22 protein-coding genes and 1 pseudogene are annotated in these 23,280 nt (G+C 70.8%); 6 read left to right on the top strand and 17 right to left on the bottom strand.

Annotated elements, in window-relative coordinates; translation table 11 throughout:
- Nucleotides 1–8: 8 nt before the first annotated feature.
- Together ABZX90_RS40095 and rho are read right to left on the bottom strand one after the other, a co-directional pair.
- Nucleotides 9–917 (bottom strand): annotated as a pseudogene (locus ABZX90_RS40095) (serine hydrolase); the annotation flags it as partial.
- Nucleotides 918–1,006: 89 nt separating this feature from the next.
- Nucleotides 1,007–2,146, bottom strand: coding sequence for a transcription termination factor Rho (gene rho / locus ABZX90_RS40100; RefSeq protein ID WP_355213298.1), 1,140 nt, complete (start codon nucleotides 2,144–2,146; stop codon nucleotides 1,007–1,009).
- A 411-nt stretch (nucleotides 2,147–2,557) separates the two neighbouring features.
- Between rho and ABZX90_RS40105 the strand changes: the two genes are divergently transcribed.
- From ABZX90_RS40105 to ABZX90_RS40120, 4 genes are all read left to right on the top strand, one after another.
- A complete protein-coding gene (locus tag ABZX90_RS40105; protein WP_355213299.1) occupies nucleotides 2,558–3,811 on the top strand; it encodes a cytochrome P450 in 1,254 nt (417 codons plus the stop codon).
- Nucleotides 3,812–3,925: 114 nt separating this feature from the next.
- Complete coding sequence (locus ABZX90_RS40110; RefSeq protein WP_355213300.1) at nucleotides 3,926–4,672, top strand: nuclear transport factor 2 family protein; 747 nt, start codon at nucleotides 3,926–3,928, stop codon at nucleotides 4,670–4,672.
- Complete coding sequence (locus tag ABZX90_RS40115; RefSeq protein ID WP_355213301.1) at nucleotides 4,669–5,010, top strand: YciI family protein; 342 nt, start codon at nucleotides 4,669–4,671, stop codon at nucleotides 5,008–5,010. The genes ABZX90_RS40110 and ABZX90_RS40115 overlap by 4 nt, the downstream gene beginning before the upstream one ends.
- Nucleotides 5,007–6,275 carry an RNA polymerase sigma factor gene (locus tag ABZX90_RS40120; RefSeq protein ID WP_355213302.1) on the top strand — a complete coding sequence of 423 codons (1,269 nt, stop codon included), beginning with the start codon at nucleotides 5,007–5,009 and terminating at the stop codon, nucleotides 6,273–6,275. The genes ABZX90_RS40115 and ABZX90_RS40120 overlap by 4 nt, the downstream gene beginning before the upstream one ends.
- Nucleotides 6,276–6,328: 53 nt before the next feature.
- On the opposite strand, the gene ABZX90_RS40125 is transcribed toward ABZX90_RS40120, so the two are convergent.
- The 12 genes from ABZX90_RS40125 to ABZX90_RS40180 all read right to left on the bottom strand — a co-directional run bounded on the left by ABZX90_RS40125 (nucleotide 6,329) and on the right by ABZX90_RS40180 (nucleotide 18,854).
- Nucleotides 6,329–7,519, bottom strand: coding sequence for an MFS transporter (locus ABZX90_RS40125; RefSeq protein WP_355213303.1), 1,191 nt, complete (start codon nucleotides 7,517–7,519; stop codon nucleotides 6,329–6,331).
- The gene (locus ABZX90_RS40130; RefSeq protein WP_355213304.1) at nucleotides 7,516–8,721 is read right to left on the bottom strand and encodes an ATP-grasp domain-containing protein; all 1,206 of its coding nucleotides are present in this window, start codon (nucleotides 8,719–8,721) and stop codon (nucleotides 7,516–7,518) included. The genes ABZX90_RS40125 and ABZX90_RS40130 overlap by 4 nt, the downstream gene beginning before the upstream one ends.
- A gap of 35 nt (nucleotides 8,722–8,756) precedes the next feature.
- Nucleotides 8,757–9,758, bottom strand: a complete 1,002-nt coding sequence (locus ABZX90_RS40135; RefSeq protein ID WP_355213305.1) for a fatty acid desaturase family protein — start codon at nucleotides 9,756–9,758, stop codon at nucleotides 8,757–8,759.
- Nucleotides 9,758–11,152, bottom strand: coding sequence for a methylaspartate mutase (locus tag ABZX90_RS40140; RefSeq protein WP_355213306.1), 1,395 nt, complete (start codon nucleotides 11,150–11,152; stop codon nucleotides 9,758–9,760). Before ABZX90_RS40140 ends, ABZX90_RS40135 begins: the two co-directional genes overlap by 1 nt.
- Nucleotides 11,146–11,637 carry a methylmalonyl-CoA mutase gene (locus ABZX90_RS40145; RefSeq protein ID WP_351132781.1) on the bottom strand — a complete coding sequence of 164 codons (492 nt, stop codon included), beginning with the start codon at nucleotides 11,635–11,637 and terminating at the stop codon, nucleotides 11,146–11,148. The genes ABZX90_RS40140 and ABZX90_RS40145 overlap by 7 nt, the downstream gene beginning before the upstream one ends.
- Before the next feature lie 66 nt (nucleotides 11,638–11,703).
- Nucleotides 11,704–12,318, bottom strand: coding sequence for a GTP cyclohydrolase I (gene folE / locus ABZX90_RS40150; RefSeq protein ID WP_351132783.1), 615 nt, complete (start codon nucleotides 12,316–12,318; stop codon nucleotides 11,704–11,706).
- 1 nt (nucleotide 12,319) lies between these two features.
- A complete protein-coding gene (locus ABZX90_RS40155) occupies nucleotides 12,320–13,015 on the bottom strand; it encodes a 7-carboxy-7-deazaguanine synthase QueE (protein ID WP_351132785.1) in 696 nt (231 codons plus the stop codon).
- Between the two features lie 84 nt (nucleotides 13,016–13,099).
- Complete coding sequence (locus ABZX90_RS40160) at nucleotides 13,100–13,462, bottom strand: 6-carboxytetrahydropterin synthase (RefSeq protein ID WP_355213307.1); 363 nt, start codon at nucleotides 13,460–13,462, stop codon at nucleotides 13,100–13,102.
- 3 nt (nucleotides 13,463–13,465) lie between these two features.
- Nucleotides 13,466–14,137 (bottom strand): 7-cyano-7-deazaguanine synthase, encoded by a 672-nt coding sequence (locus ABZX90_RS40165; RefSeq protein WP_351132789.1) that lies wholly within the window; start codon nucleotides 14,135–14,137, stop codon nucleotides 13,466–13,468.
- Nucleotides 14,138–14,147: 10 nt separating this feature from the next.
- The gene (locus ABZX90_RS40170) at nucleotides 14,148–15,407 is read right to left on the bottom strand and encodes an ATP-grasp domain-containing protein (RefSeq protein ID WP_355213308.1); all 1,260 of its coding nucleotides are present in this window, start codon (nucleotides 15,405–15,407) and stop codon (nucleotides 14,148–14,150) included.
- A 34-nt stretch (nucleotides 15,408–15,441) separates the two neighbouring features.
- Entirely contained in the window at nucleotides 15,442–16,536 is a 1,095-nt protein-coding gene (locus ABZX90_RS40175; protein WP_355213309.1) for an ATP-grasp domain-containing protein, read from the bottom strand.
- A 713-nt stretch (nucleotides 16,537–17,249) separates the two neighbouring features.
- On the bottom strand, nucleotides 17,250–18,854 hold the full coding sequence (locus ABZX90_RS40180; protein ID WP_355213310.1) for an alpha-amylase family glycosyl hydrolase: 1,605 nt from the start codon (nucleotides 18,852–18,854) through the stop codon (nucleotides 17,250–17,252).
- A gap of 269 nt (nucleotides 18,855–19,123) precedes the next feature.
- Here ABZX90_RS40180 and ABZX90_RS40185 point away from each other — a divergent pair, with 269 nt between their 5' ends.
- Nucleotides 19,124–19,951, top strand: coding sequence for a class I SAM-dependent methyltransferase (locus ABZX90_RS40185; RefSeq protein ID WP_355213311.1), 828 nt, complete (start codon nucleotides 19,124–19,126; stop codon nucleotides 19,949–19,951).
- Here ABZX90_RS40185 and ABZX90_RS40190 read toward each other — a convergent pair.
- The 3 genes from ABZX90_RS40190 to ABZX90_RS40200 form a co-directional block, all read right to left on the bottom strand.
- Nucleotides 19,921–20,646, bottom strand: coding sequence for a GntR family transcriptional regulator (locus ABZX90_RS40190; RefSeq protein WP_351132799.1), 726 nt, complete (start codon nucleotides 20,644–20,646; stop codon nucleotides 19,921–19,923). The genes ABZX90_RS40185 and ABZX90_RS40190 overlap by 31 nt on opposite strands.
- A 111-nt stretch (nucleotides 20,647–20,757) precedes the next feature.
- On the bottom strand, nucleotides 20,758–21,963 hold the full coding sequence (locus ABZX90_RS40195) for a serine hydrolase domain-containing protein (RefSeq protein ID WP_355213312.1): 1,206 nt from the start codon (nucleotides 21,961–21,963) through the stop codon (nucleotides 20,758–20,760).
- A gap of 370 nt (nucleotides 21,964–22,333) precedes the next feature.
- Complete coding sequence (locus tag ABZX90_RS40200) at nucleotides 22,334–22,612, bottom strand: hypothetical protein (RefSeq protein ID WP_355213313.1); 279 nt, start codon at nucleotides 22,610–22,612, stop codon at nucleotides 22,334–22,336.
- A 271-nt stretch (nucleotides 22,613–22,883) separates the two neighbouring features.
- On the opposite strand from ABZX90_RS40200, the gene ABZX90_RS40205 reads away from it, so the two are divergent.
- Entirely contained in the window at nucleotides 22,884–23,189 is a 306-nt protein-coding gene (locus tag ABZX90_RS40205; protein ID WP_351132805.1) for a DUF1905 domain-containing protein, read from the top strand.
- Nucleotides 23,190–23,280: the final 91 nt, after the last annotated feature.

Below are 23,280 nucleotides of genomic sequence, written 5' to 3' on the forward strand. Positions count from 1 at the left end.
TTCATCACCGTGACGACGAGCGTGCGCCCGCCGCGCCGCGCGGCGGCGACCAGGGTGTTGCCCGCGTTGGTGGTGTAGCCGTTCTTGACACCGATCAGACCCGGGTACGGTTCCACGCCGTTCGCGCCGGTCAGCAGCCGGTTGGTGTTCTGGATCCCGTACGAGGAGCCGTCGTCGCCGGGGAACATCGCCTCGGCGGTGGCGCAGTACCGTGCGAAGTCCGGGTTGCGCAGCCCGGTCCGTCCGAAGACCGCCAGGTCGTACGCCGACGACACCTGGCCAGGTGTGTCGTACCCGTCCGGTGAGACGACGTGGGTGTCGCGGGCGCCGAGAGCGCGGGCCTTGGCCTGCATCTGGACGGCGGTGCTCGTCCAGCCGCCGTTCATCGCGGCGAGCACGTGCACGGCGTCGTTGCCGGAGTTGAGGAAGACACCGCGCCACAGGTCCGACACGCGGTAGGTGTGTCCCTCGGCGACGCCGACCAGGCTGCTGCCCGCGCCGATGCCCTCCAGTTCCTCGTCCTTGACGGTGTGCCGGATGCCGCTGGGCAGCGCCGGGAGGACGGTGAGGGCGAACAGGGTCTTGAGGGTGCTGGCGGGCGGCAGCCTGCGGTGGGCGTTGTGCGCGGCGAGCACGTCCCCGGTGCCGGCGTCGGCCACCAGCCACGACAGCGCGGAGATGTCCTCGGGGACCTCGGGGGCATCGGCCCGGGGCCGTACCTGCGTTCCTGGCCGGTAGAGCGACGAGTGCGGCGACGCGGCGGGGCCGGGCGCCGCAGGGTCCGCACCGGCGAGCGCGGCGGCCGGGCTCGGCGCGACGGCCAGCACACCGACCACGCAGACGACGGAGCAGGAGAGGGCGGCGCGCGTGACCGCGGAGCGAGAAGCGGCGGCCCGGAATGAGAATCCGATGGTCATACCGCAAACGTAGGAAGGGACTCGCGACACGCCGGGCTGGCCGGGCCGAGTGGCGGCATCGAGCACCCGGATGCCACAGACGCGGTCGGTCAGGAGGGCAGGGTGGGCTGAACCTGGCGCAGGAAGGCGGCGTTGTCCGGGGTGGCGCGCAGTCGCTCCAGGAGCGTTTCCAGGCTGGCCTGCCCGTCCCGCGTCCGCAGGGCGCGGCGCAGTCCTCGTACCGTCGCCAACTCGGCTGTGGGCAGGAGGAGTTCCTCACGGCGGGTGCCGGAAGGGGTGATGTCGACCGCGGGGAAGACACGCCGGGAGGCCAGGGTCCGGTCGAGACGGAGCTCCATGTTGCCGGTGCCCTTGAGCTCCTCGAAGAAGAAGTCGTCGGCTCGGGAGCCGGTCTCCACCAAGGCGGTGGCGAGGATGGTGAGCGAGCCGCCCTCCTCGGCGAGGCGCGCCGCGCCGAAGAGCCGCTTGGGGCCCTGGAGCGCTGCGGCGTCGACACCGCCGCTGAGGGTGCGCCCGCCGGCGGCGGCCGCGTTGTTGTGCGCCCGGCACAGCCGGGTGAGGGAGTCGAGCAGGATCACGACGTCCTCGCCTGCCTCGACGAGCCGCTTGGCCCGCTCGATGACGAGTTCGGCGAGCGCGATGTGCTGCTTCGGCGTCTGGTCGAAGGTGGAGGCGAAGACCTCGCCGCGCACGGAGCGCCGCATGTCGGTGACCTCCTCGGGCCGCTCGTCGAGCAGCAGCACCATCAGATGGCATTCGGGGTGGTTGCCGGCCACGGCGGCGGCGATCTGCTGGAGCAGTACCGTCTTGCCGGTCTTGGGCGGGGCGACGATCAGGCCGCGCTGTCCCTTGCCGACCGGGGAGACCAGGTCGACGACGCGTCCGGTCAGTCCGCTCGCAGGGTGTTCCAGCCGGAGCCGGTCACGCGGGTGCAGCGGGGTGAGGTCGCCGAAGTGCGGGCGGCGGCGCAGCTCTTCGGGTGCGCGGCCGTTGATCCGCTCGACCTCGGTGAGGGTCCGGGGCCCGCCGCGCACACCTTCCACGGTGTCGCCCTTGCGCAGGCCGTGACGGCGGATCAGCGCGGGGGAGACCTGGAGGTCGGTGGGCGAGGGCAGGCAGTTCGCGGAGCGCAGGTGCCCCTTCCCGTTGCCGTCGATGTCGAGGACACCGCGGGCGACCTGGGTCTGGGGCCGCTGCTGTACAGGGGGGCGTTCGAGTGTGGTGGTCATGGGATGTCCTCTCACGGACGGGAATGCATGGGACATGCGGAAAGGAGGGGGAGAGGCCGCGAAGGGAGGGCACGGGGCGCGCCTCGGTGCGGCGGGAACATCACCTCGGGTACGACGGGACTGATCCCCGGCCGTGCTCGGGAGGTGGTGCTGAGAAGCTGGTCCGCCGGTCGGAATCGACGGCGTGACAGCGGGAGAGAAAGGAACTGGCACCGGCGCCTGAACGAAGAGGCGTACACGAGTGCTGACACGACAGTACCACTGATGGGCCCGGTTCGGCTGTGATCCGGCTCTCAGCGGCAACCCGACCCACCCGAAGGGTCTTCGCCGAGCTGCTGCGCACGCTGCTCTGAGCAGGCAGAATCGATCGTCGTACGGACGTCAACTCGGCCCAGCAGCAAGGAGAACCCGGTGGACACCTCGCCCGTCACGCCGCACCGCATGGACCCCGCGGGCGGCTGCCCGCACGCCGACAACCAGCGGTTGCTCGCGCGGGGCGCCGTCGCGACGGTGCTGCTGCCCGGTGCGGTGGAAGGCGTCGCGGTGCTCGGGCACGACGCGTTGAAGGACTTCCTGGCGCACCCGGATGTCGCCAAGGGGGCCGAGCACTTCACGGCCCTGCGCGAGGGGCGGATAGCCGCCGGCTGGCCCCTGATGACCTTCGCCACCGTGCAGGGGATGACGACCGCCGACGGGGATGACCACCGGCGGCTACGATCCCTCGTCAGCAAGGCGTTCACCGTGCGGCGGGTTGAGCAACTACGCCCTCGTATCGAGGAGTTGACGTCCGGACTGCTCGACGGTCTGCACGCGGCGGCGGAGGACGACGGGGGAGTGGCGGATCTGCGCAGGCACTTCGCGCTCCCGCTCCCGATGGGCGTCATCGGTGAACTCCTCGGGGTCGACGCCGAGTACCTCGACCGGCTCCACCATCTGTCGAACCAGGTCGTCGCCACCGACATCGGCCCCGAGCAGGCCGTCGCCGCGAACCGCGAACTGGTCGCCGTGCTGAGCGCCGTCGCGACCGCCCGCGCCGAGAACCCCGGCGACGACCTCACCAGCGCGCTGATCGCCGCCCGGGACGAGGAGGGCGACCGGCTCAGCCAGCAGGAGCTCATCGGCACCCTGGTTCTCATGATCATCGCCGGTCACGAGACCACACTGAACCTGATCACCAACGCCGTACGGGCGTTGTGCGGGCACCGGGACCAGCTGGAGTCGGTCCAGAAGGGCGAGTCGAGCTGGGCGGACGTCGTGGAGGAGACGTTGCGCTGGGACGCGCCCGTCAGCTACTTCCCGTTCCGCTACCCGGTGCGGGACCTGACCGTCGACGGGACCGTCATTCCCCAGGGCACGCCCGTCCTCGCCGGCTACTCGGCCGCGGGGCGCGACAGCGCGGCGCACGGGCCGGACGCCGACCGCTTCGACATCACCCGTTCCGGGCGTCCCGGCGCCGTCCGGAACCTCTCCCTCGGGCACGGCGCCCACTACTGCCTCGGCGCCCCGCTCGCCCGGATGGAGGCCACGATCGCCCTGGAGCGGCTGTTCACCCGCTTCCCCGATCTCGACCTCGCCGTGTCCGAGGCGGAGCTCACCCGGCACGCCAGCTTCGTGGGCAACAGCGTCCGGGCCCTTCCCGTCCGGCCCGGAGCCTCCCGCCTCTGACGCCGCGCACACCGTCCGGACACGAGGACGCGAAAAATCGGGCGAGGCCTGTCGATTCGCCGCGACGCCGTTCGTCGGTGGGGTGTAGGAAGCTCATGAGTACCGGGAGGAACCATGAAGTACATGCTGCTGGTCTGCGGGGACGACACCGCCGACGCCTCCGGCATGGCACCCGTCGAACCCTGGGTCGAGGAGCTGGGCGCCGAGCGCGGAGTACGACTGCACGGCCACCGGCTCCGGCCGCCCGCCGACGCGGTCACCGTCCGGGTGCGCGACGGCGAGGTGCTGCGCACCGACGGCCCGTTCGCCGAGACGAAGGAGTACGTCGCCGGCTTCGACATCCTCGACTGCGCCGACATGGAGGAGGCGATCGAGGCCGCCGCGCAACACCCGGTCGCGGCCATCGGCGCCATGGAGGTCCGCGCGTTCTGGGACGACGAGGACGCCAGGACGGAGATCCGCCGCCTCGACGCGGAGCTCACCGAGGCCGCCCGTGAGCGCGACATCGACCGTGCGATGGCCTGCTACGCCCCGGACGTCGAGGTGTTCCACCCCGTGAGCGGCCTGGAACAGAGCGGCGTCGGCGCCCTGCGCAAGGCGGCGGAACTGCGGTTCTCGACGCTGGCCGGCCCCGTCGAACGCGAGGTGCTCGACTTCCGGCTCCGGGTCGACGAGAGCGTCGCCTTCAGCCACGCCCTGGTACGGACGCGCGCCACGCGCGCCGACGGCGGCAGGCTGGACACCACCGCACGCGTCACCACGGGCTACCGCGCGGCCGGCGACCGCTGGCAGATCGTCCACCAGCACACGTCGGTGCCCCTCGCCGCAGACATCCCGGGAACAGAGGAGGGCCGGCCGTGAAGTACGTCCTGTTCCTCTGCACCCCCGTCGGCGGCGAGGAGCTCGGTCCCGAGGAGATCGTCGACGACCCCCGGTTCACCTCGTACGTCCAAGAGGTGCGCGACCGCGACCTCTTGAAGGGCGGCGCCCGGCTGAGGCCGTCCACCGACGCCACCACCGTCCGGGTCCAGGGCGACGAAGTCCTGCTCAGCGACGGCCCGTTCGTCGAATCGAAGGAGTACGTCGCGGGCATCGGCATCATCGAGGTCGCCGACCTCGACGAGGCCGTCGCACTCGCGTCCCGGCATCCGGCGGCGCTGGACGGCGGTTCGGTGGAGGTGCGGCCGGTCTGGGAGTGAACGACGACGTCGAGGAGGCGGTCGCCGCCGCGTTCCACGAGGAGTGGGGCCAGGTCGTCGCCACCCTGATCCGGGTGACCGGCGACTGGGACCTCGCCGAGGAGTGCGCGCAGGACGCCTTCGCCCAGGCCCTCGACCGGTGGCGGCGCGACGGAGTACCGCGCCGCCCCGGCGCCTGGCTGACCACGACCGCGCGCAACCGCGCCCTGGACGTGCTGCGCCGGGAGGCGGTCGGTGCGCGGAAGCTGCGGGAGGTGGCGGTGCTGGCGCGCGACGAGGAGCCGTACGACCCCTACGGCCCGTACGACCCGGAATTCGACCACGAGAGCGGAGTGCGTGACGACCGGCTGCGGCTGATCTTCACCTGCTGCCACCCGGCGCTGCCCATCGAGGCCCGGGTGGCGCTCACGCTGCGCACCCTCGCCGGGCTGACCACGCCCGAGATCGCGCGCGCCTTCCTCGTCCCCGAGGCGACGATGGCGCAGCGGATCGTGCGCGCCAAACGGAAGATCCGCAACGCGGGCATCCCGTACCGCGTACCGCCCGCGCACCTCCTGCCCGAACGCACCACGGGCGTCCTCGGCGTGCTCTACCTGCTCTTCAACGAGGGGTACGCCGCCACGGCCGGCGCCGATCTGGTGCGCACGAACCTCTGCGCCGAGGCGATCCGGCTCGCCCGCGTCCTGGCCCGCCTGATGCCCGACGAGCCCGAAGTCCTCGGCCTGCTAGCGCTGTTGCTGCTGCACGACGCCCGGCGCGGCACGCGCGTCGACGCGGCGGGCGGCCTGGTCACCCTGGAGGACCAGGACCGGACCGCGTGGGACACGTCCGAGGCGGACGAGGGCGCCGCACTGCTGGAGACCGCCCTGCGCCGCGGGCGTCCCGGCCCGTACCAGATCCAGGCGGCGATCGCCGCCTGCCACACCACCGCCGCCATGGCCGAGGAGACCGACTGGGCCGACATCGCGGCCCTCTACGGCGAGCTCAGGCGCTTCGTGCCCTCCGCCGTCGTCCGGCTCAACCGAGCGGTCGCCGTGGGCATGTCCGAAGGTCCCGACGCCGGGCTCGCCCTCGTCGCCGAACTGGAGGAGGAGGGTGAACTGGACGCGTACCACCTGCTGCCCGCCACCCGCGCGGACCTGCTGCGCCGCGGCGGCCGCACGACGGAGGCCGCCGCGGCGTACGAGAGGGCGCTCGAACTGGTGGAGAACGCGGCGGAGCGGAGGTTCCTGGAGAAGCGGCTCGCGGAGTGCCGGTCGGCGTAGGCCCTTCGTCGGTGAGGTGCGGACAGGCGCAGCGCCGGGGTCGGCGCCGGAGGTCACTCGGTCACGGCGGCGAGAGAGAACCGTTCGGTGACGAGGGCCAAGGCAGCGCCCAGGAGGGCGAAGACGGGAACGAGGGTCATGCCCGCGCCGAAGCCCCACCTGCCGTACGCGTACGCGCCCGCGGCCTGACCGAGGGCCGTGCCGCCCTGCAGGGCCGCACCCGCCCACGCCTGGGTCTCGGCCGCCGTACCGGCCGGTGCGAGATCCGCGGTCTGCCCGTACAGCGCCACGAAGCACGGACCGAAGGCCATGCCCACGGCCGCTGCCAGGACCACGGTCGCCACGGCATGGCCGTCGCCCACGAACGCGAGAAGGGCCGACGCCACGCACAGGTACACGAGCAGCAGTGACAGCCGGCCGACCCGTGCCGCGCGCTCGGGGGACAGGGCTCCGACGGCGAGACCGCCCGTGATGCTGCCGACCGACAGCACGCTGACGAGCACACTGCCCATCAGTTCGCCACCGTGCGAGGCGAGGATCACCTCCACTCCGCCCACGGTCGCCGAGAAGAACACCGCGCAGCCGAGAATCATCCGCAACGGCACGCTGTCGAGAGCGCCCTTCCAACTCCGCTCGCCGGGCTCGGACTTGAGGGGCTCACGGCCGGCCAGGGCGCGCAGCAGCAACAGCGTCGCCAGGGTGCTCACCAGCACGCAGGCCACCATGGCCGCCGACGGAGCCAGCAGCGAACTGATCACGCCGACCAGGACCGGCCCCACGATGAAACCCGCGTCGGCCAGCACCGCGTCCAGCGCGAGAGCCGTCGACCGTTCGTCCTCGGAAGTGACGAACCGCCACATGACGCGGGTCACCACGCCGACGGGAGGCGCGGCGACATTGGCACCGAGCGCCGCCGCGAACGTGAGCAGCAGCGGGCCGTGCAGCACCTCGTTGGCCACGATCAGGGCCACCAGCGCGGCGTGCAGGGCGAGTACGCCCCAGAGCACCGGGGCGTAGCGCTTCCGGTCCAGCAGCCGTCCGCGGGCCGGGGCGGCGATGCCACCGAGCGCCGAGACGGCCGCCACGGCGCCGGCGGTGGCGTACGAGCGGCCGTCCGCGACGGTGAACAGCAGGCTCAGCGAGAACATCGAACCCTGGAGCTTGCTCGCCAGCGCGGCCGTGCCACAGGTCACCATGCGCGGCCCGGACAGCAGCCGCCGGTAGCGTGCGAGACCTCCCGTCATGAGGCGGGTGCGGTCTCGGAGGTGACGCCGACCCGGAGGCGGCCGGCTGCCTCGCGCGCCCGGTCCAGCGCCGCGTCCGGGGTGTCGGCCGCGGCGATGACGGCGCCCACGCGGTCCGAGGAGCTGCGCAGTTCGCCGATGACGTCGCCCGGCGCCACGGCGAGGTACGCCTCGGTCACGCCCTCCTCGGTGAGCGCCTCCCGCAGACCGCCGACGTCGGCCACTGTTCCCGGGGGCGAGGTGAGGAACCACGTCGCGGCGGCACGTATCTCGTGCCGCGCCCCGTCCAGGTCCAGCGGGCGGCCCGCGAGCCAGTCGAAGGTGAGCTGCTGGGCGTCGAGTCCGGTGGCCAGCCGCACCAGTTCGACGATGCCGTCACCGCCGGGTCGGGCGTGGGTCTCCACCACCCGGGGCCCCTTGTCCGTGAGGATCACCTCGGTGTGGGCAGGGCCCTCCAGCAACCCCACCGCGTCGAGGCAGGCGATGGCCTCGTCGACCAGGGCGCGCACCGTCTCCGCGGCGATGCGAGCGGGAACCAGGTGTCCGACCTCGACGAAGTTGGTGCCCTTGAACTTCTCGGTCACCGCTAGGAGATGGTGCTCGCCGCCGGCGGAGAACGTCTCGACGCTGAACTCGGGTCCCCTCAGGTACTCCTCCGCGATCCACGTCCCGGACTCGGACCCGACGGTGTGTGCCACGGCGTCGGCGAGGCTCTCCTCGTCCTGCACCAGCGTCACACCGCGGCTGCCCGATCCGTCGACGGGCTTGAGAACGAACGGGTAACCGGCCTCGGCGGGGAACCGCCTCGCCTGCTCTCCGGTGGTGACACGCGCCGCCGCCACCGAGGCCACCCCGGAGCCGCGCAGGACCTCGCGCATGAGCGCCTTGTCGTTGACGGTCCTGGCCGTCCGTGGGGTGTTGGCGGTCAGGCCCAGCCGTTCGTTGACGACGGCGACGGCCTCGACGTACGCATCGCTCATGGAGATCGCCACGTCGAACGGCTGCGTCGCGTGGATGTCCCGCGCCGCGGCCATGACCGACTCCGCGTCCGGGGTGTCGAGAAGCGTCACCGCGTCCGCCTCGCCCTCGAGCCAACCGGGCGCCCCGTCCCGCGCGCCCAGGTAATGGACGCGCAGCCCCGCTCGGCGGGCGGCCCGGGCAGCCGCGGGATGGCGGCCGCCCACGAGCAGAACAGCGGCCACTGCTGGGCTTCTTACGGTCATCACACACCTTTTCTCTAGGAGTCCGAGGTCGTCGCTCGGGGGGTGTCGAGCACACCTCGGCGCATCCTGATGCGCCGGGCGTAGTCGGGGTCATGTGTCATGAGTGTGTGGTGCACGCGGCGCAGCGCGTGATGGGGGATCCCCGGCCACAGGTGATGGACCGTGTGGTAACCGTCGGCGTGCGGATGGATCAGGACGCGTTGTACGAGGCCCACGTTGGAGATGGTGGCGTCGAAGACCGTGTCGCAGTCGGAGTAGATGTGCTCGTCGGCCTCGGCGACCAGGCGCAGGACCGGCAGCACCACGAACGCCGAGGCCAGCCAGACCACTTCGGCGAGGACGCCGGTGACCGGGCCGCCGAGCAGCGTCGCGGGGAGCGCCGCGCACACCGCGCTCCACAGCAGAATCCCGGCGCTCGCGAGCAGGTCCGTCTTGACCTCGCGCAGCCAGCCGATCTGGTAGCGGGTGATCCTGACCAGCACCGAGGACGCGAACGCCCAGGGCGAGCTGCGGTTCAGTGCTTCGAGGTCGAGTTCGGCGTAGCGCCGCCGGTCGGGATCGTCCGAGGTGCCGAACCGGCCGTGGTGGCGAAGGTGGCTCTCCCGGTACGCGGAGAGCCGGCCGCCCGTCGGCAGGCCGGAGAGCAGCCATCCGAGGACGTCGTTCCCTCTGCGGTGGTGGCGTGACCAGTTGTAGTGCGAGGCCTCGTGGGTGAGGTTCTCCAGCGCGCGCAGCTGACGGGCGATGAGTAAGCAGCCGGCGAGTGCGACCGGAACGGACAGGAACAGGCTCGCGGAGGTCAGTAACAAGGCGCAGACGACCGCGGTGGCCAGGGCGGTGACCGCATCCGTCAGAGCGCAGGCCATGGTGAGGAGGGGCCGGGTGCGATGTGCGGCGGCGATGCGGTCGCGCAGCTCCGGCGGCAGGCGGTAGCCCTTGCGGAACGGCTTCTCGCCCGCGGCCCCGGCCTGCGTGTCCGCCGACGGCGGTGCGGGACTTATGGAGTCGGTGTTCATCAATCCCCCGTGGGCAATGGAGCGGCGGCCCGTTCCTTGTCTCCCACAGTCGTGATCGCGTGCTGTCTGGGGGTGGGTGCGGGAACGTCGTAGCGCCGCTGGGTGTAATGGAGCATGTGCAGAAGGCCGGTCGAGGTCAGCCGGGCACCGGCCGACGAGGCGGGACGCGGCAGAGGCATGGCGCCGACGGAGGCCCAGCGCAGGTGTCCGTGGTCGTCGATCACGGCCCGGGCCCGCTGCGCGTTGTCGGGATGCAGGCAGTACGGGACGTCCAGCGTGCCCAGGCGGAACGCCTGCCCGAGCGCCCTGCCGACCCTGGGGTGGAGGGCGAGCGTGCGCTCCACCAGCGCCGCGGCCTCACGGTAGATGCCGGTGTCGGGCACCGGCTCCGGTGCGGTGGCCGGCGCGCGGGCACCGCGGGCGGCCTGCGCGGCGTGTTCCAGGGACTGGACGTTCTCCTCGATCGTGGGAATCCGATGGGCTTCGGCCGGTGTCTTGACGATGAGGCGCTCGGCCCCGGCCGTGACCGCCAGCCGCGCACTGTCGCCGAGCAGGGCCAGCGCGCCTGCCCGGGTCTGCGGGAAGACGCCCATGTACGTGTAGAGCACGATGTGCCAGTCCATGCCGGACAGGAGTTCACCGGCCAGCCGGCGCAGGGCGGCGAGGGCCTCGCGGTCCTGCGCCGGACTGGTCTGCTGCGCGTAGCTGAGAGAGACACTGCGCAGCCCGTGCTGCCTGAAGAACAGGCATTCCAGGACGCTCAGGGCGATCAGGAGGCTGGGTGGGCAGAGCTGGCCCAGCATGCATCCGCCGAAACTCTCCAGATGCGCGACGGCGCCGGGCCGGGAGGTCGAGGCGAGCAGTTCGCAGCACCGGCTCCACGCCTCGATGGAGTCGTCGAGCGGTGTGCGGCTGTAGGGGAGGCAGTAGGAGACCGGACCGCCCTCGGTGGCGGTGAGCCCTGCCTCGGTGAGGCTCTGGAAAAGGGGGTACGGCAGGGCCGAACCGTGCCGTACCTGGACCGGGAAGTGCTCGGACAGCAGCCCGTCGAGCATCCGGCGTGTGGTGGTGGGGCCGTGGGCCACGAGGGGGAAGCCGTTGAGGTCCGCTCCCCCCGCCAGCGCACGGCGTGCGGAGTCGTGGTCGTTGACGCGGGTGAAGCTGTCGACGGTGACCGTTCCGACGCTCACCGCGTCGCAGTCGTGTACGGCGGTGAGGCCGGCCCGCATCCGGGAGACGGTCCCGAAGCCCATGCGCGGCTGGACGACGAGCTCGCCGCGGGCACGCGCACGGGCGACGGCGGCGGGCAGGCCGCCCAGCTCCGCCGGATCGGGTCCGTACGGCGACGGAACCGATCCGGCGAGCGGTGCCGCCGGGTCGGCAGGATTCAGCATGCCGGGACCGCCGTCGTCTCCACGGCCCGCCCGGACCGGCTGAGAGCTGTGAGGTAGGACTGGAACTCCATGACCCCGGTTTCGGCGCCGAAGACGGCGTCGAAGCCGGCGTCCAGCAACTGCTGGTGGAACCGCGCGTTTCCGATCCCGTGGATGCCCAGCTTCCCGCCGATGACGACCGGAAGAGTCGCCAGCGGCCCACCCGCCTCGCGCAGGGTGCGGATGAGCCGGACCCCGTCCAGGTGGCCGTGCCCGTTCACCGTGCTGATGACGAGCGCGTCCGGGCGCCAGGCGAGACAGTGCTCGGCGATCAGTTCGTCCGGGGCGCAGGGGCCCAGATTCCTCACCTGATGGCCGTTCTCCTCGATGAAGAGCTGAAGGAATATCAGGTTCCACATGTGGGCGTCGGAGGAGACGCCGGACAGGAGGATCTTCTTCGGGCCGTCAAGGTCCTGTGAACGGCGAGGGGCGACCGCCCCTGTCATGAGAACTCCTCTGCTCGGCAAGGGACCCGGATGTCGGCAGGGCGAGGGGGCACGAGCGCCCGCGCCTCAGCGGCGCAGCGAGGCGCCGGAAGAGTTGGCGAGCGTCAGCAACTCGGTTCGCTGCGGCCCGTCCTCGCCGAACACGCCGCGCATGACGGCCGACGTCATGACGGCACCGGTCCTGATGCCGCGCATGGTCATGCAGAGGTGCTCACCCCGGCCGATGACGGCGACGTCGGGAGAGTCGGTGACCGAGGCGATCTCGGCGGCGATGTCGGCGACGAGCCGCTCCTGCACCTGGAGCTTGTGGGCGTGCTTGTGCGCGATGCGGGCGAACTTCGACAGCCCGAGCAGCTTGTCGTTGCTGCGGTACGCGACCGTCAGGGAGCAGTTGAACGGCAGCAGGTGATGCTCGCACAGCGACCACACCTGCATGTCGGACACGAGCACCATCTGGTTGTCGGCGACGCTCTCGAAGATGGTTTCGATCTTCCCGGCGTCGTAGTTGACGAACTCGCGCCACCACTTAGCGTAGCGGCGGGGGGTGTCGAGGAGGCCCTCACGGTTGGGGTCCTCGCCGATCTCGGCGAGCAACTGCCGGGCCAGCGACTCCAGCGGGTCCGCGGTCGGGTTCACACCGTTCACGGAGGTCGCCGCGAGGTCTTCAAGTTCAATCGTCATGTCATACTCCCCGTTGATCTCCCCAGGCCAACACATGGAGCCTGGTGGAGAGATTCCAGTTGCGCCGCACGACCTCGTCGGAGAGGTGTGCCAGGTGGCGGCTGATGTCGGTGACGTTCTTGCCTTCGGGCATGATCCAGACGGGATCGATGCCCACGTTCCGCTGCAACGCGGCGACTTCGTCGAGATCGTCGTGCGACCTGCACACGAACTTGAAGGCGACTCCCGGCGTCCGCGCGAGCTTGCGCAGCGCGTCGGGCTTGATCCTGCGGTGCTCGGGGTCTCCCGCGTGCGACAGCTTCGGGGAGACGTTGAAGCGGATACCCAGGTCGATCAGTTCGTCGTCCGGAACGACGGTTCCGTTGGTCTCCACCTCGACGGAGATGCCGCGATCGTGGAGCTCACGCACCAGAGGGGCGATCCTCTTCTGCTGCTTCAGCGGTTCTCCGCCGCTGATGACGATGAGGTCCACGTCCATGGCGAGCAGCTCGTGGAGCACGTCGGCGGGGCTGCGCGAGGTGAGCTCGACCCGGGGGTCGTAGGCCCTGCCTTCGTCGCTGGTGCCCTTCCAGTCCCAGGTGTAGGGGGTGTCGCACCAGCTGCAGGACAGGTTGCATCCGCCCAGGCGGAGGAATCCGCACCGCCGGCCCGCGGACGGGCCTTCCCCCTGCACCGTGGGACCGAATATCTCGTTCACGACGATCTTCGCGGCATCCGCGAAGAGTTCGGCGTCTTCTACGCTTTCTTCCAGAGTTTCGATGACAACGCTCCGCTCATATCCTTACGGACGGAATTCGGCCCAGGTCTTGGGCGTTTCGGATACGCGGACGGCGGAAAGCTCCGGAATACGCTCGGACCAGATCTGGTAGATCCACATCGCCATGTTCTCTGCCGATGGATTGCGGTCGGATATCGCCTCGTTCAGGTGACGGTGGTCGAGTTCCGCGTCGATCCATTTCTTGAAGTCCCCGAGCTCGCCGTAGTCGCGAACGAATCCCGGCTCGGTGAGCTCGTCGCTCGCACAGCGCAGTTCGAGCTGCACCGTGTAGTTGTGCCCGTGCAGCCGGGCGCATTGATGGTCCTCGGGGAGGTGGGCCAGCCGGTGGCTCGCCGAGAACTGGAAGTCCTTCGTGATCGTGAACATCTGTCACTCGCTCCTGTAGGGGGTCGGGTCGGACACGCCGGACTTCTCGAAGGCCAGCCGCCGGTCCTGGCAGGCGGCGCACAGGCCGCACTGCACGTCGTAGTTGTTGAAACAGCTCCAGGTCCCCTGCCAGGGCACACCGAGCCGCTCGCCGAGGTTGATGACCTCGTGCTTCGGCATGTCGATGAAGGGCGCGACGACCTCAAGCCCCTCGGGCGCGTACCCGGCGGTGGCCACCCGCTCCATCGTGTTGAACGCGTCGATGAAGGCGCGCGAGCAGTCGGGGGCGGTGGTGTCGTCGCCGGCCACCGTGCCGATCGCGACCTTGTCGGCCTTCTCGGCGGCCGCCCGCCCGAAGGCGACGGACAGCAGGATGACGTTGCGGTTCGGCACCACGTTGACGCTGCCGGGTGCCGTGTAGTGCTGGTCGGGGACGTCGACCCTGCTGTCGGTCAGCGAGTAGCCGGGCAGCATGGTGGCGATGTTGCGCAGGTCGACGACCTCGTAGTCGGCGCCCAGCCGGTCGGCCGTGCGCTGCGCGAACTCGTGCTCCTTGCGGTGCCGCTGGCCGTAGTCGATGGACAGCATCAGGAGGTCGTCCCCCTGGTCCACCAGGTGGTGGGCCAGTACGACGGAGTCGAGTCCGCCGGAGACGATGGCGACTATCCGTGCCATGGAGACACACCTAACTCTCGAGTTGCCCGGCGAGTTCGATCGCCGCGGTCCGGCGGATCTCGTCGAGGGTCCGGATGACGTCGTCCCGCGTGGCGCCGGACACCCAGACGCCGAGCGGAATGGTCTTCGTGTTGCGGGTGACCGGAACGTGGTCGCCCGGCTGGTAGGTGACGAGCATCTTGTCGACACCGGGCAGCGCGTTGACGGCCTCCAGGCCGCGAATGGCCACGAGCGTTCCGGGCCGTTCCTCGTTGCAGATGGCGCTGGCCCCGCACACCGCGTGGAACACGGGCGCGTCCTGGAGCAGCCGGGGCACGGCGCCGTCGTCCACGTAGAAGTCGAGCGCGTCGTGGAACGGTCGGATGTCGCTGTTCTGCGTCCACTGGTCGGTGATGGGACCACCGGGCAGCCGAGCGCCGGTCTCGATCAGGTACACGCCGTCGGCGGCGAACTTGACCTCGGTGTGGCTCGGGCCGCTGCGAATCTCCAGCGAGTCCAGGACGGTCTCGATGAATTCCGCCACCGGCCGCCAGTCGGGGTCGTCCCGGTCGAGCTGGACCGAGCCCCAGTACGGCAGGTCGTAGTCGGCGTCGTCGGGCCTGCGGTACTCCCACATGTCGACGACCCGGTGCTGTCCGCCGAAGCTGAAGCAGTTCACGGCGATCTCACGACCGCGGACGTACCGCTCCACCAGCCACTCGGTGACCTCCCAGCCGAACAGGTCACGGCGCTCCTGGTCCTCCAGGTGCCGGGCGGCCCGGGCGTTCGGCAGCAGGGTGACCCCGTGCGATCCGGCGCCGGTCGTCGGCTTGAGGATGGCGGGGAAACCGATCTTCTCCGCTGCCGCCGCGACCTCGTCGAGGCTGTGCACGACGTGGTGCTCCGGTACCCGCACGCCGGCGGCCTGGGTGACGCGCCGCATCTCGGCCTTGTCGCGGCGGGCGCGGGCGAGGCGGGTCCCGTTGCCGGGCAGGCCCAGTCGCTCGGCCACCTCCTCGGCCAGGTGGACGGCCGATTCCATGGCCGGCACCACGCCGCGGATCCGGTAGGGCTGTTCGGCCAGCTTCGCCAGTACGTCGGCGGTCTGCGACGCGTAGAGCGTCGCGTCGTCACCGTCGGCGTGCGTGGGCCAGCGCTCGTGCAGTTCGGTCGGCTCCACCGTGTAGACGGAGACGATGGCCAGGCCGCGTTCGCGCACGGCCGGTTTGTAGTTGGCCCCCGTTTTCACAGGGTCCAGCAGCAGGACGGCGTCCTGTGTCAGTGATTCCATGAGTCGCCTGAGGCTTGAGAGCGGATGGGGCGAATTACGCGGCGGGAGGGATGTCCAGCGGAGCGCCCACGAGTTCGATGTGCTTCTCGGCGGCCGCCTTCGCCTGCTCGCAGGCCTCAGGGGTCCGCGCCGCGGTGATGACGACGGCATAGCGGCCGCGGACGTGCTCCCGCGGCGGGATGCGCAGCTCCCGGCCGGGACCGACGAGCGGAATGATCCGGTGCACCTCGGCCGGCAGCCCGTCCTCGGTCACGTCGAGGGCGTCGACCTTCAGGTCGGTGTCGGGGTAGAGGAAGTCGATCTGCGCGGTCCGCTCGGGCAGTTCCTCGCGAACCGGGGGGATGCCCTGGGCGAGCCGGGCCGCCACCAGCCCGTAGTCGACCCCGGTGGCCAGGTGGGCGGTGTACGGGATGAGGTCCCCGCCCAGCCGGGCGTTCACCTCGATGACCCTGGGGCCCGCCGAGGTCAGCCGGATCTCCGTGTGGGTCATGAGGGTGGACAGCCCGAGCGCGCTGTGGGCCGCCTGCAGGACCCGTACAATCTCGGGATCCGTCAGGAGCGGGTCGCGGGCGCTGACCACATGCCCGACCTCCTCGAAGCACGGAGCGAAGCCGGTCTTCTTCCTCGCGACGAAGAGCGGGTGCACGGTGCCGTTGTGGCAGGCCGCGTCGATGCTGATCTCCGGCCCGTCGGCGAACGACTCGACGAGGACGCCGGCCTCCAGCCTCGGGAGTTCGAAGAATTCCGCGCTCCGTGTCGAGGCGTAGGCATCCGGCAGGTCCGCCGCCTTCGCGACCAGCGCGACGCCCATGCTGCCCGCCAGCGCACGCGGCTTGACCACCACGGGATACCCGATGGAGGCGGCCCGGGACTCGGCCTCCTCGAAGGAGGACACCGCGTACGAACTCGGCTGGGGCACTCCGCCGGCGGAGAACCTCTGCCGGGTCGAGGCCTTGTCACGGCAGGACGCGACCGCTTCGGCACCGCCCCCGGGCAGCCCGAGCGCCTCGGCCACCGCGGCGGCGACGGACACGCGGATCTCGTCGTAGGAGAGCACCCCGCCCACGCCGAGCCGGCGGTCCAGGTCGGCCGCTGCCTCAATGGTCGCGGCGGCATCGAGTGTGTTCACCCGAGTGCTGCCGATGATGTACGGAGATTCCCACGTGACATCGCCGGCGCTGAAGAGCCATATATCACAGGATTCGGATATCGAGCGCAGAAGGTATTCCCGCCAGATGGCCGAGCCGCTGCCGATGACCAGAATTGGGGAATTCTTTGCCGACTGTTGGGTGACTGTTGTCATGCGGCGCCCCGTGTTGGGCTGGGTAAATCTTTCACATTTCTCTCCTGATGCATTTCCGGGTTTCCGTGATCACCGGGGCATGGAGAGCAGAACATGGAATTAGAAGCACCTTCAAGCAATTGAGGTTCCGTTGAGGTTGCGGAGCGTGGGAATGAGCCACCCACCCTGCGCCCGGTGAAATCGGGCCCCTTCAACGCGCGTAGCGCATCCAGCCTCCGGCAGATCAGTGCAAGGGCGACAAAAGGGACCGTGGTCGTGACAGCCGAGTGACAGGTCGAGATGATCAACATGACTGGTAACTGCCGCTCGATGATCGCTGGGTGTCACTCAAGATCAACGCAGCTGATCGATCATGGGCGTCATGGCCGCCGGGATGTGCGGACGGCCTGCCCCCGCTCCCGCCGGGAGCCGACCTGAACGGTTCATCCGTCCCCCCGATTCCGACGGGGACGCTGACCCGAGTCCCGCACAACTTCGCTCATGGCACGGTAAAGATCACGGACAACAGGTGGGCCTGGGTGCCTCACACGGTGCTGCGCTCAATGCCTGGACCATGGCCCGGCGAGTTCGAAGATGCCGTAGCCGAAGCCCTCGGCGCTGATGGTGCCGGCGTCGACGCGGATGCCGGTGGCTTCCAGGGGGCGTGCGTCGGTGATGCCGTCGTAGTGGCAACTCGTCTGCTCCCGGCGGGGATTGACCACGACGAGATACCGGCCGCCCCGCACGTACACGAACGGATACCCGGCGTGCACCACCTCCACCGTGCCGCCCGGTCCCAGTTCCGGGGTGCTGGTGCGCAGGGCGACGAGGCGTCGTACGAGGTGCAGGAGCGAGGCGTCGTCGGCCCGTTGGGCGGCCACGGTCGGGCGGTCCGGGGACGGGTCGAGAGGGAGGTAGAGGCGGTCGGCGGGGGCGGTGGAGAAACCGGCGTTGGGGCTGTCGTCCCACTGCATCGGTGTCCGGGAACCCGCGCGGTTGTAGCGCGGCCCCAGCACGCTGCCCTCCTTCTCGGGCAGCCCCGGAACGTAGCGCATGCCGATCTCGTCGCCGTAGTAGATCGCCGGAAGGGTCGGCCAGGTCAGCTGGAAGGCGAAGGCGGCGGGCAGCTGACCGGCCGTGCGGGGGCCGCAGTTGAGGCGGGAGAAGTCGTGATTGGCGGTGGGGAGCGCGACGAAGCCGTTCTCGCCGATCGTGGAGGCCGCATGGCGCCAGGCCTGAACGAACGGGCGCGGGGAGCCCCGGCCTTCGGCGTCGAAGAAGCAGTCGAGGGGGTCCCAGGCCTCGTTGACCGTGCCCTCGCCGTTGCTCCAGAGCGAGCGCAGGGCGAGCCCGTCGGTGGGGCCGCCGAACTGGAGGAAGAAGTCCCCGTGGAACCCCGCGGGAACGGACACCTCGGGGTCGCCCCACTCCGAGAGCAGCACCGCGTCCGGATGCGCGCGGTCCAGCCAGTGGCGCAACTCCGTCCAGATCGCGGCCGTTTCCTTCTTGCCCGGGTCGTCCTTCACGAGCGAGGCGGCCATGTCCACGCGGAAGCCGGACAGCCCGAGGCCCAGCCAGTGATCCATGATCGCGCGCAGGGCGGCACGGTTGGCGCGCGGGCCCTCCGCGTCGACCGAGCCGCGCCAGGGCTCGGCCGGATCGTCGCGCCCGTAGCCGAAGTTGAGGGCGGGCTGGAAGGCGAAGAAGTTGGGCAGGTACGAGCCCGGGCGGGTCCCGGGGGAGGGGACGAAGCCGTCCGGGGAGCCCTCGGGCGTCCAGATGTACCGGTCGTCGGCCGGATCGTCCATCGCGGCGCGGAACCAGGGGTGTTGGTCGGAGGTGTGACCCGCCACCAGGTCCAGGAGGACGCGGATGCCGCGGTGGCCCGCCTGGTCGACGAGGCGGGCGAGGTCGTCGGACGAGCCGTAGCGGGGCGCGACGTCCAGGTAGTCGGCGACGTCGTACCCGGCGTCCCCGAACGGTGACACGAAACACGGGTTGAGCCACACGGTGTTGACGCCGAGCCACGCGAGGTGGTCGAGGCGCTCGGCGATTCCGTCGAAGTCGCCGATGCCGTCGCCGTTCGAGTCGGCGAACGACTGCGGGTAGATCTGGTAGAAGACGGCGTCGGCCAGCCAGCCGGGGGCGGGGCGGAACGAAGTCATGCCACGGACCATAGATCAGCGCACCGGCGCCCGCTGCCTCTAGGGCCTGTCCGGCGGATCATGCCGGAGACGCGGGGTCTGGCACGCCCTCCCCCAAGCTCTTCGAGCAGGGGGGACCCCCAGCGGCGTTGTCGTCGGTTGCCGATGCTCCGCATCGGCGCCCTCCTCCGCCTTGCAGTTGGACGCACCAGGCCCCGCTCACGTGCGCTGATCAGGCGCCGCAGGTTTCCTCCGACTTGATCCGGCGGACAGGCCCTAAGCTCGGCGAGATGTTCACCCCGCAAGGTCCCACCCTCCGCGAACTGGCCGTGCAGGCCCTCTCGTCCATCGAACACGGCTACGACCTGCTCGCCCCCAAGTTCGATCACACGCCGTTCCGGACCCCTGACGCGATCCTCGACGCGGTGGGGCGGGCCCTCGCTCCCATGGGACCGTTCACCGCGGGACTCGACCTCTGCTGCGGCACCGGCGCGGGCATGGAGGTCCTGCGGGAGCTGTGCCGGGACAGCGTCACCGGCGTCGACATCAGCGCGGGCATGCTGACGGTCGGACGCTCGCGCCTCGGGGCCGACGGGACACCGTCCCCGGCGGGGGTGCGCGACGACGGGACGCCGGACGCGGCGGGGGCGCGCGACCACAGGACACCGTCGGTCGCCTGGGTGCGTGGTGACGCCCGCGCCCTGCCCTTCGGGCGCGCGTTCGACCTGGTCGTGAGCTTCGGCGCCTTCGGGCACTTCCTGCCGCGTGAGCTGCCCGGTCTGTTCGCCGGGGTCCACGCCGTACTCCGTCCCGGCGGACGCTTCGCGTTCCCGGTCATGGCCCCGCCGCGGCCCGGCTCGCCCTGGTACTGGGCCCTGCTGGGCTTCGACACGGTGATGCGGGTGCGCAACGCCGTCCGGCGTCCGACCTTCGTCATGTACTACCGCGCGTTCCGGCTCGGTGACGCGCAGCGGGAACTGGCGCGGGCCGGATTCCGGACGGAGCTTCACGCGCTGCCCGAGTTCGGCCGCCGGCGGGACGGCAGCCCGCGGGCCCGGATGGTCGTGGCCACGCGCGAGGACGATGCTCACTCGGCCGCCGGTAGTGTGAACTCGTAGACCAAGGCGTCCTGTTGGGCGTCCACAGTGAGGTCGGTGATCTCCAGTGGCCGGTCGTACTGGTCGTGCACGCGCCGGGTGACCCGTACCGACTGCGGGAGTTGGGTGATCGCGTCCCGGTGATGCAGGGTCAGACCGGCCTTGCGCATCCAGTCGTAGGCCCGTGACAGCTGCGCCGACGCGTTGCCGTCCGCGCGGTCGCGGTAGCGGGCGAGTTCCTCGACCTCGGTCACCGCGATCGCGGAGAAGGACGTCACGGCCGTGCGCAGTCCGCTGCCGTCGGCGGCGGCGGACTCGTAGCGGTGGACCAGCGTCGCCCGCCGCGGGGCGAGCCCGAGCGCCGTGGCGTGTTCCGGTGGGGGAGTCTCCCAGGTCACGGTGGTCCGCCGGCGCGCGCAGGGTTCACTGGTGTGCGCTCCGACGGGGAAGTCGAGGGACGGGACATGCTCGGCGCCGGTGCCGGACAGCGTTGCATGGCTGCCGCGCCGGTCGGTGGAGACCTGGCCGCCGCGCCGCAGCATCTGCAGCGCCTGCCGTACGGTCTCCCGGCTGACGCCGAAGCGGGTCGCCAACTCCCGCTCTCCCGGCAGGCGTTCGCCGGGCGGGATGGTCCCGTCGCGCAGCTCGCCGAGTAATTGTGCGGCAATCCGCGCGTAGAGCGGTTCGTGGTCGGATGAATGGGTGGTGCGGGCCATGTCCGCGCCTCCTGCGTGGTGACAAGCCGTAGCCGTGCGGGCTCATTGCGCCACCACATCTAGCATTGGTCTACGCCACCAGGAAGGAGCGACCGGGTACTTCGGCCGATTTCAGCCCGCGTCCCCGACCGGCGCGGGCAGCCCCCGGAGCGCGCTGTACAGGGCGTCGACGAGCGCCATCTTCCTTGGGTCGTCTGCGATGTGCGGGCCCATGCGGTTCATCACGTACCCCAGCGAGACCCCTGCCTCGGGGTCGGCGAGACCGCAGGAGCCGCCGAACCCGTCGTGTCCGAAAGCCCTCGGGTTGGGCCCGTACGAGCCGTTGGCGCCACTCAGCCACAGCCCGAGTCCGACCTCCGTCTCCTTCTCGAAACCGGCGCCCAGTACCAGGTCACGGCAACTGCCCTGTCCTTCGCGCACCCGCTCGGCCGCCTCCGGGGACAGCACCCGCCGGGAGCCGTAGGTGCCCTTCAGTGCGAAGATGCCGTACAGCGCGGCGACCGCGCGCGCCGTTCCGTGGCCGTTGGCGGCCGGTATCTCGGCGGCCCGCCAACGCGGTGTGTTCGCTTCGGCGGCGCCGACCGACGGGTTGGTGAGCGCGGCCAGCGCCGCGGGCGCCAACTGGGCGAAGATCGCGGCCTGTTCACTGCTCGACGCGGCCCGAGGGTGGACCAGCTCGGCTGCGCGTGCGGCCTCCTTCTCCGGCAGCCCGATGGTGAAGTCGATCCCGAGCGGCCCGGTCACCTCCTGTTTCAGGAACGCGCCCGGCAGCAGCCCCGACACCCGTCGCACCAGCTCGCCGACCAGGTGCCCGAACGTCAGCGCGTGATAGCCGGACCGGGTCCCCGGCTCCCACCAGGGCTCCTGCTCCGCGAGAGAACGGACGGTCGGCTCCCAGTCGCAGAGCTGCGCCAGTGTGCGCGGCTCGCGCGGCCCGGACAACCCCGCCCGGTGGGACAGCAGATGACGTACGAGGACGCCCCCCTTGCCCGCCGCCGCGAACTCCGGCCAGTACGCGGCCACCGGGGCGTCGAAGTCGAGGAGCCCCCGGTCGGCCAGGATGTGGGCGCACAGCGCGGTCGGCCCCTTCGACGTCGACCAGACGTTGACCAGCGTCTCCCGCTCCCACGGGCGGGTGCGGGCCGCGTCCGCCCAGCCGCCCCACAGGTCCACCACCGTCTCCCCGTCGAGCGTGACGGACACCGCCGCGCCCAGTTCTCCGCGGTCGCGGAAGTTGTCCTCGAACGCGGTGCGCACGGCCGCGAAGCGCGGGTCGCAGTGGCCGTGTGCCGCCGGGGTCTGCTGGGACGCGAGCATGAGCCCTCCGTGGATGTCCGGGTCCGGGTCCGTTGAACATACCGACTGGTCGGACTGGAGGGAAGCCTGCGACGGCATCGCATCGCGGGGTCGGGCGCGGGTTCGTGGGAAGCCGAGGCGGTCAGCACGTGCGTACGTACAGGGCGCCGCGCCGGACACCTCCGCGTGAAGCGCAACGGGTGCCTCTGCCCGGCGGCAGCATCGGCTCATCGAGCTCCGCGGCGACGGCGCGGGTCGGGAAACGGCGCGGGTCGGGATACGGCGAACGGATGATGGCCCGGGCCTGCCAGGCGACCGCGCCGGGAGAGGAGGCGTCGCTCCACCGACGCCTGGCCGGTGACCCGGTGTCGGTGGAGCGGCGTGGACGGGTCTAGCGGGTGAGCGACCCGTTCTGGGCGTCGGACGCGGACTGCCACGCCTGCCTGCCCGCTCGGGACGCCTCCATGGCCTGCCGCCACATCATGGCCGCCTGCTGGGACGGGGGCACCTCCATGGCGCGGATCATGCGCCGACCTGCGGTGGCGACGGCGAAGGCCGCGATGGCCATGCCGGTGCACGCCACCACGGCACCGGCCACAGTGAGCGCGGCACCGGTTGTGACGAGACGAGTGTCGATGTCGATCGTCCGCTGGGACTGGTGATGGTTCATGACTCCACGATCCAACGAGGGGCACCACGTCGCATCCTGACGGGACCCGCCCTGAGTGTGCTCACCGTGACCGCGAAGGGAAGCGCGACGACGCCGCGCTCGTCGAGGTGGTGACCTGTTCGCCCTGGGTGACCACCGCACACCGGCAGGCGCGGTCTCCGAAGCGGTCTCAGTGGCGCCGTACGCCTGCGTCGTCGAGGGGTGGAAGACCGGAGACCTTCGCCGGGTGGATCGCGTATCTTGGCCGTTCTCGAGGAAGGAACCTGACCTCATGGAGTTCGTCTTTTCCGGCCCGGTGATCGAATGGCGCGGACCGTCCCCGTACTACTTCGTTCGTGTGCCGGAGGAGGAGGCCGCCGACATCCGCGAGGTGGCCGCGATGGCCACCTACGGCTGGGGCGTGATCCCGGTCGAGGCCCGGATCGGCGAGGTCGCCTTCCAGACGTCGCTCTTCCCCAAGGACAGCGGCTACCTGCTGCCGCTCAAGGTCGCTGTGCGCAAGCCGAGCGGCCTCTCGGCTGGAGACGACGTGACGGTGAGGATGGCCGTCCGTCTCCACGAACCTCAATCCCGCTAGGGCCTGTCCGGCGGATCAAGTCGGAGGAAACCTGCGGCGCCTGATCAGCGCACGTGAGCGGGGCCTGGTGCGTCCAACTGCAAGGCGGAGG

This window comes from Streptomyces sp. NPDC002935 (assembly GCF_040611295.1).
GTDB lineage: Bacteria > Actinomycetota > Actinomycetes > Streptomycetales > Streptomycetaceae > Streptomyces.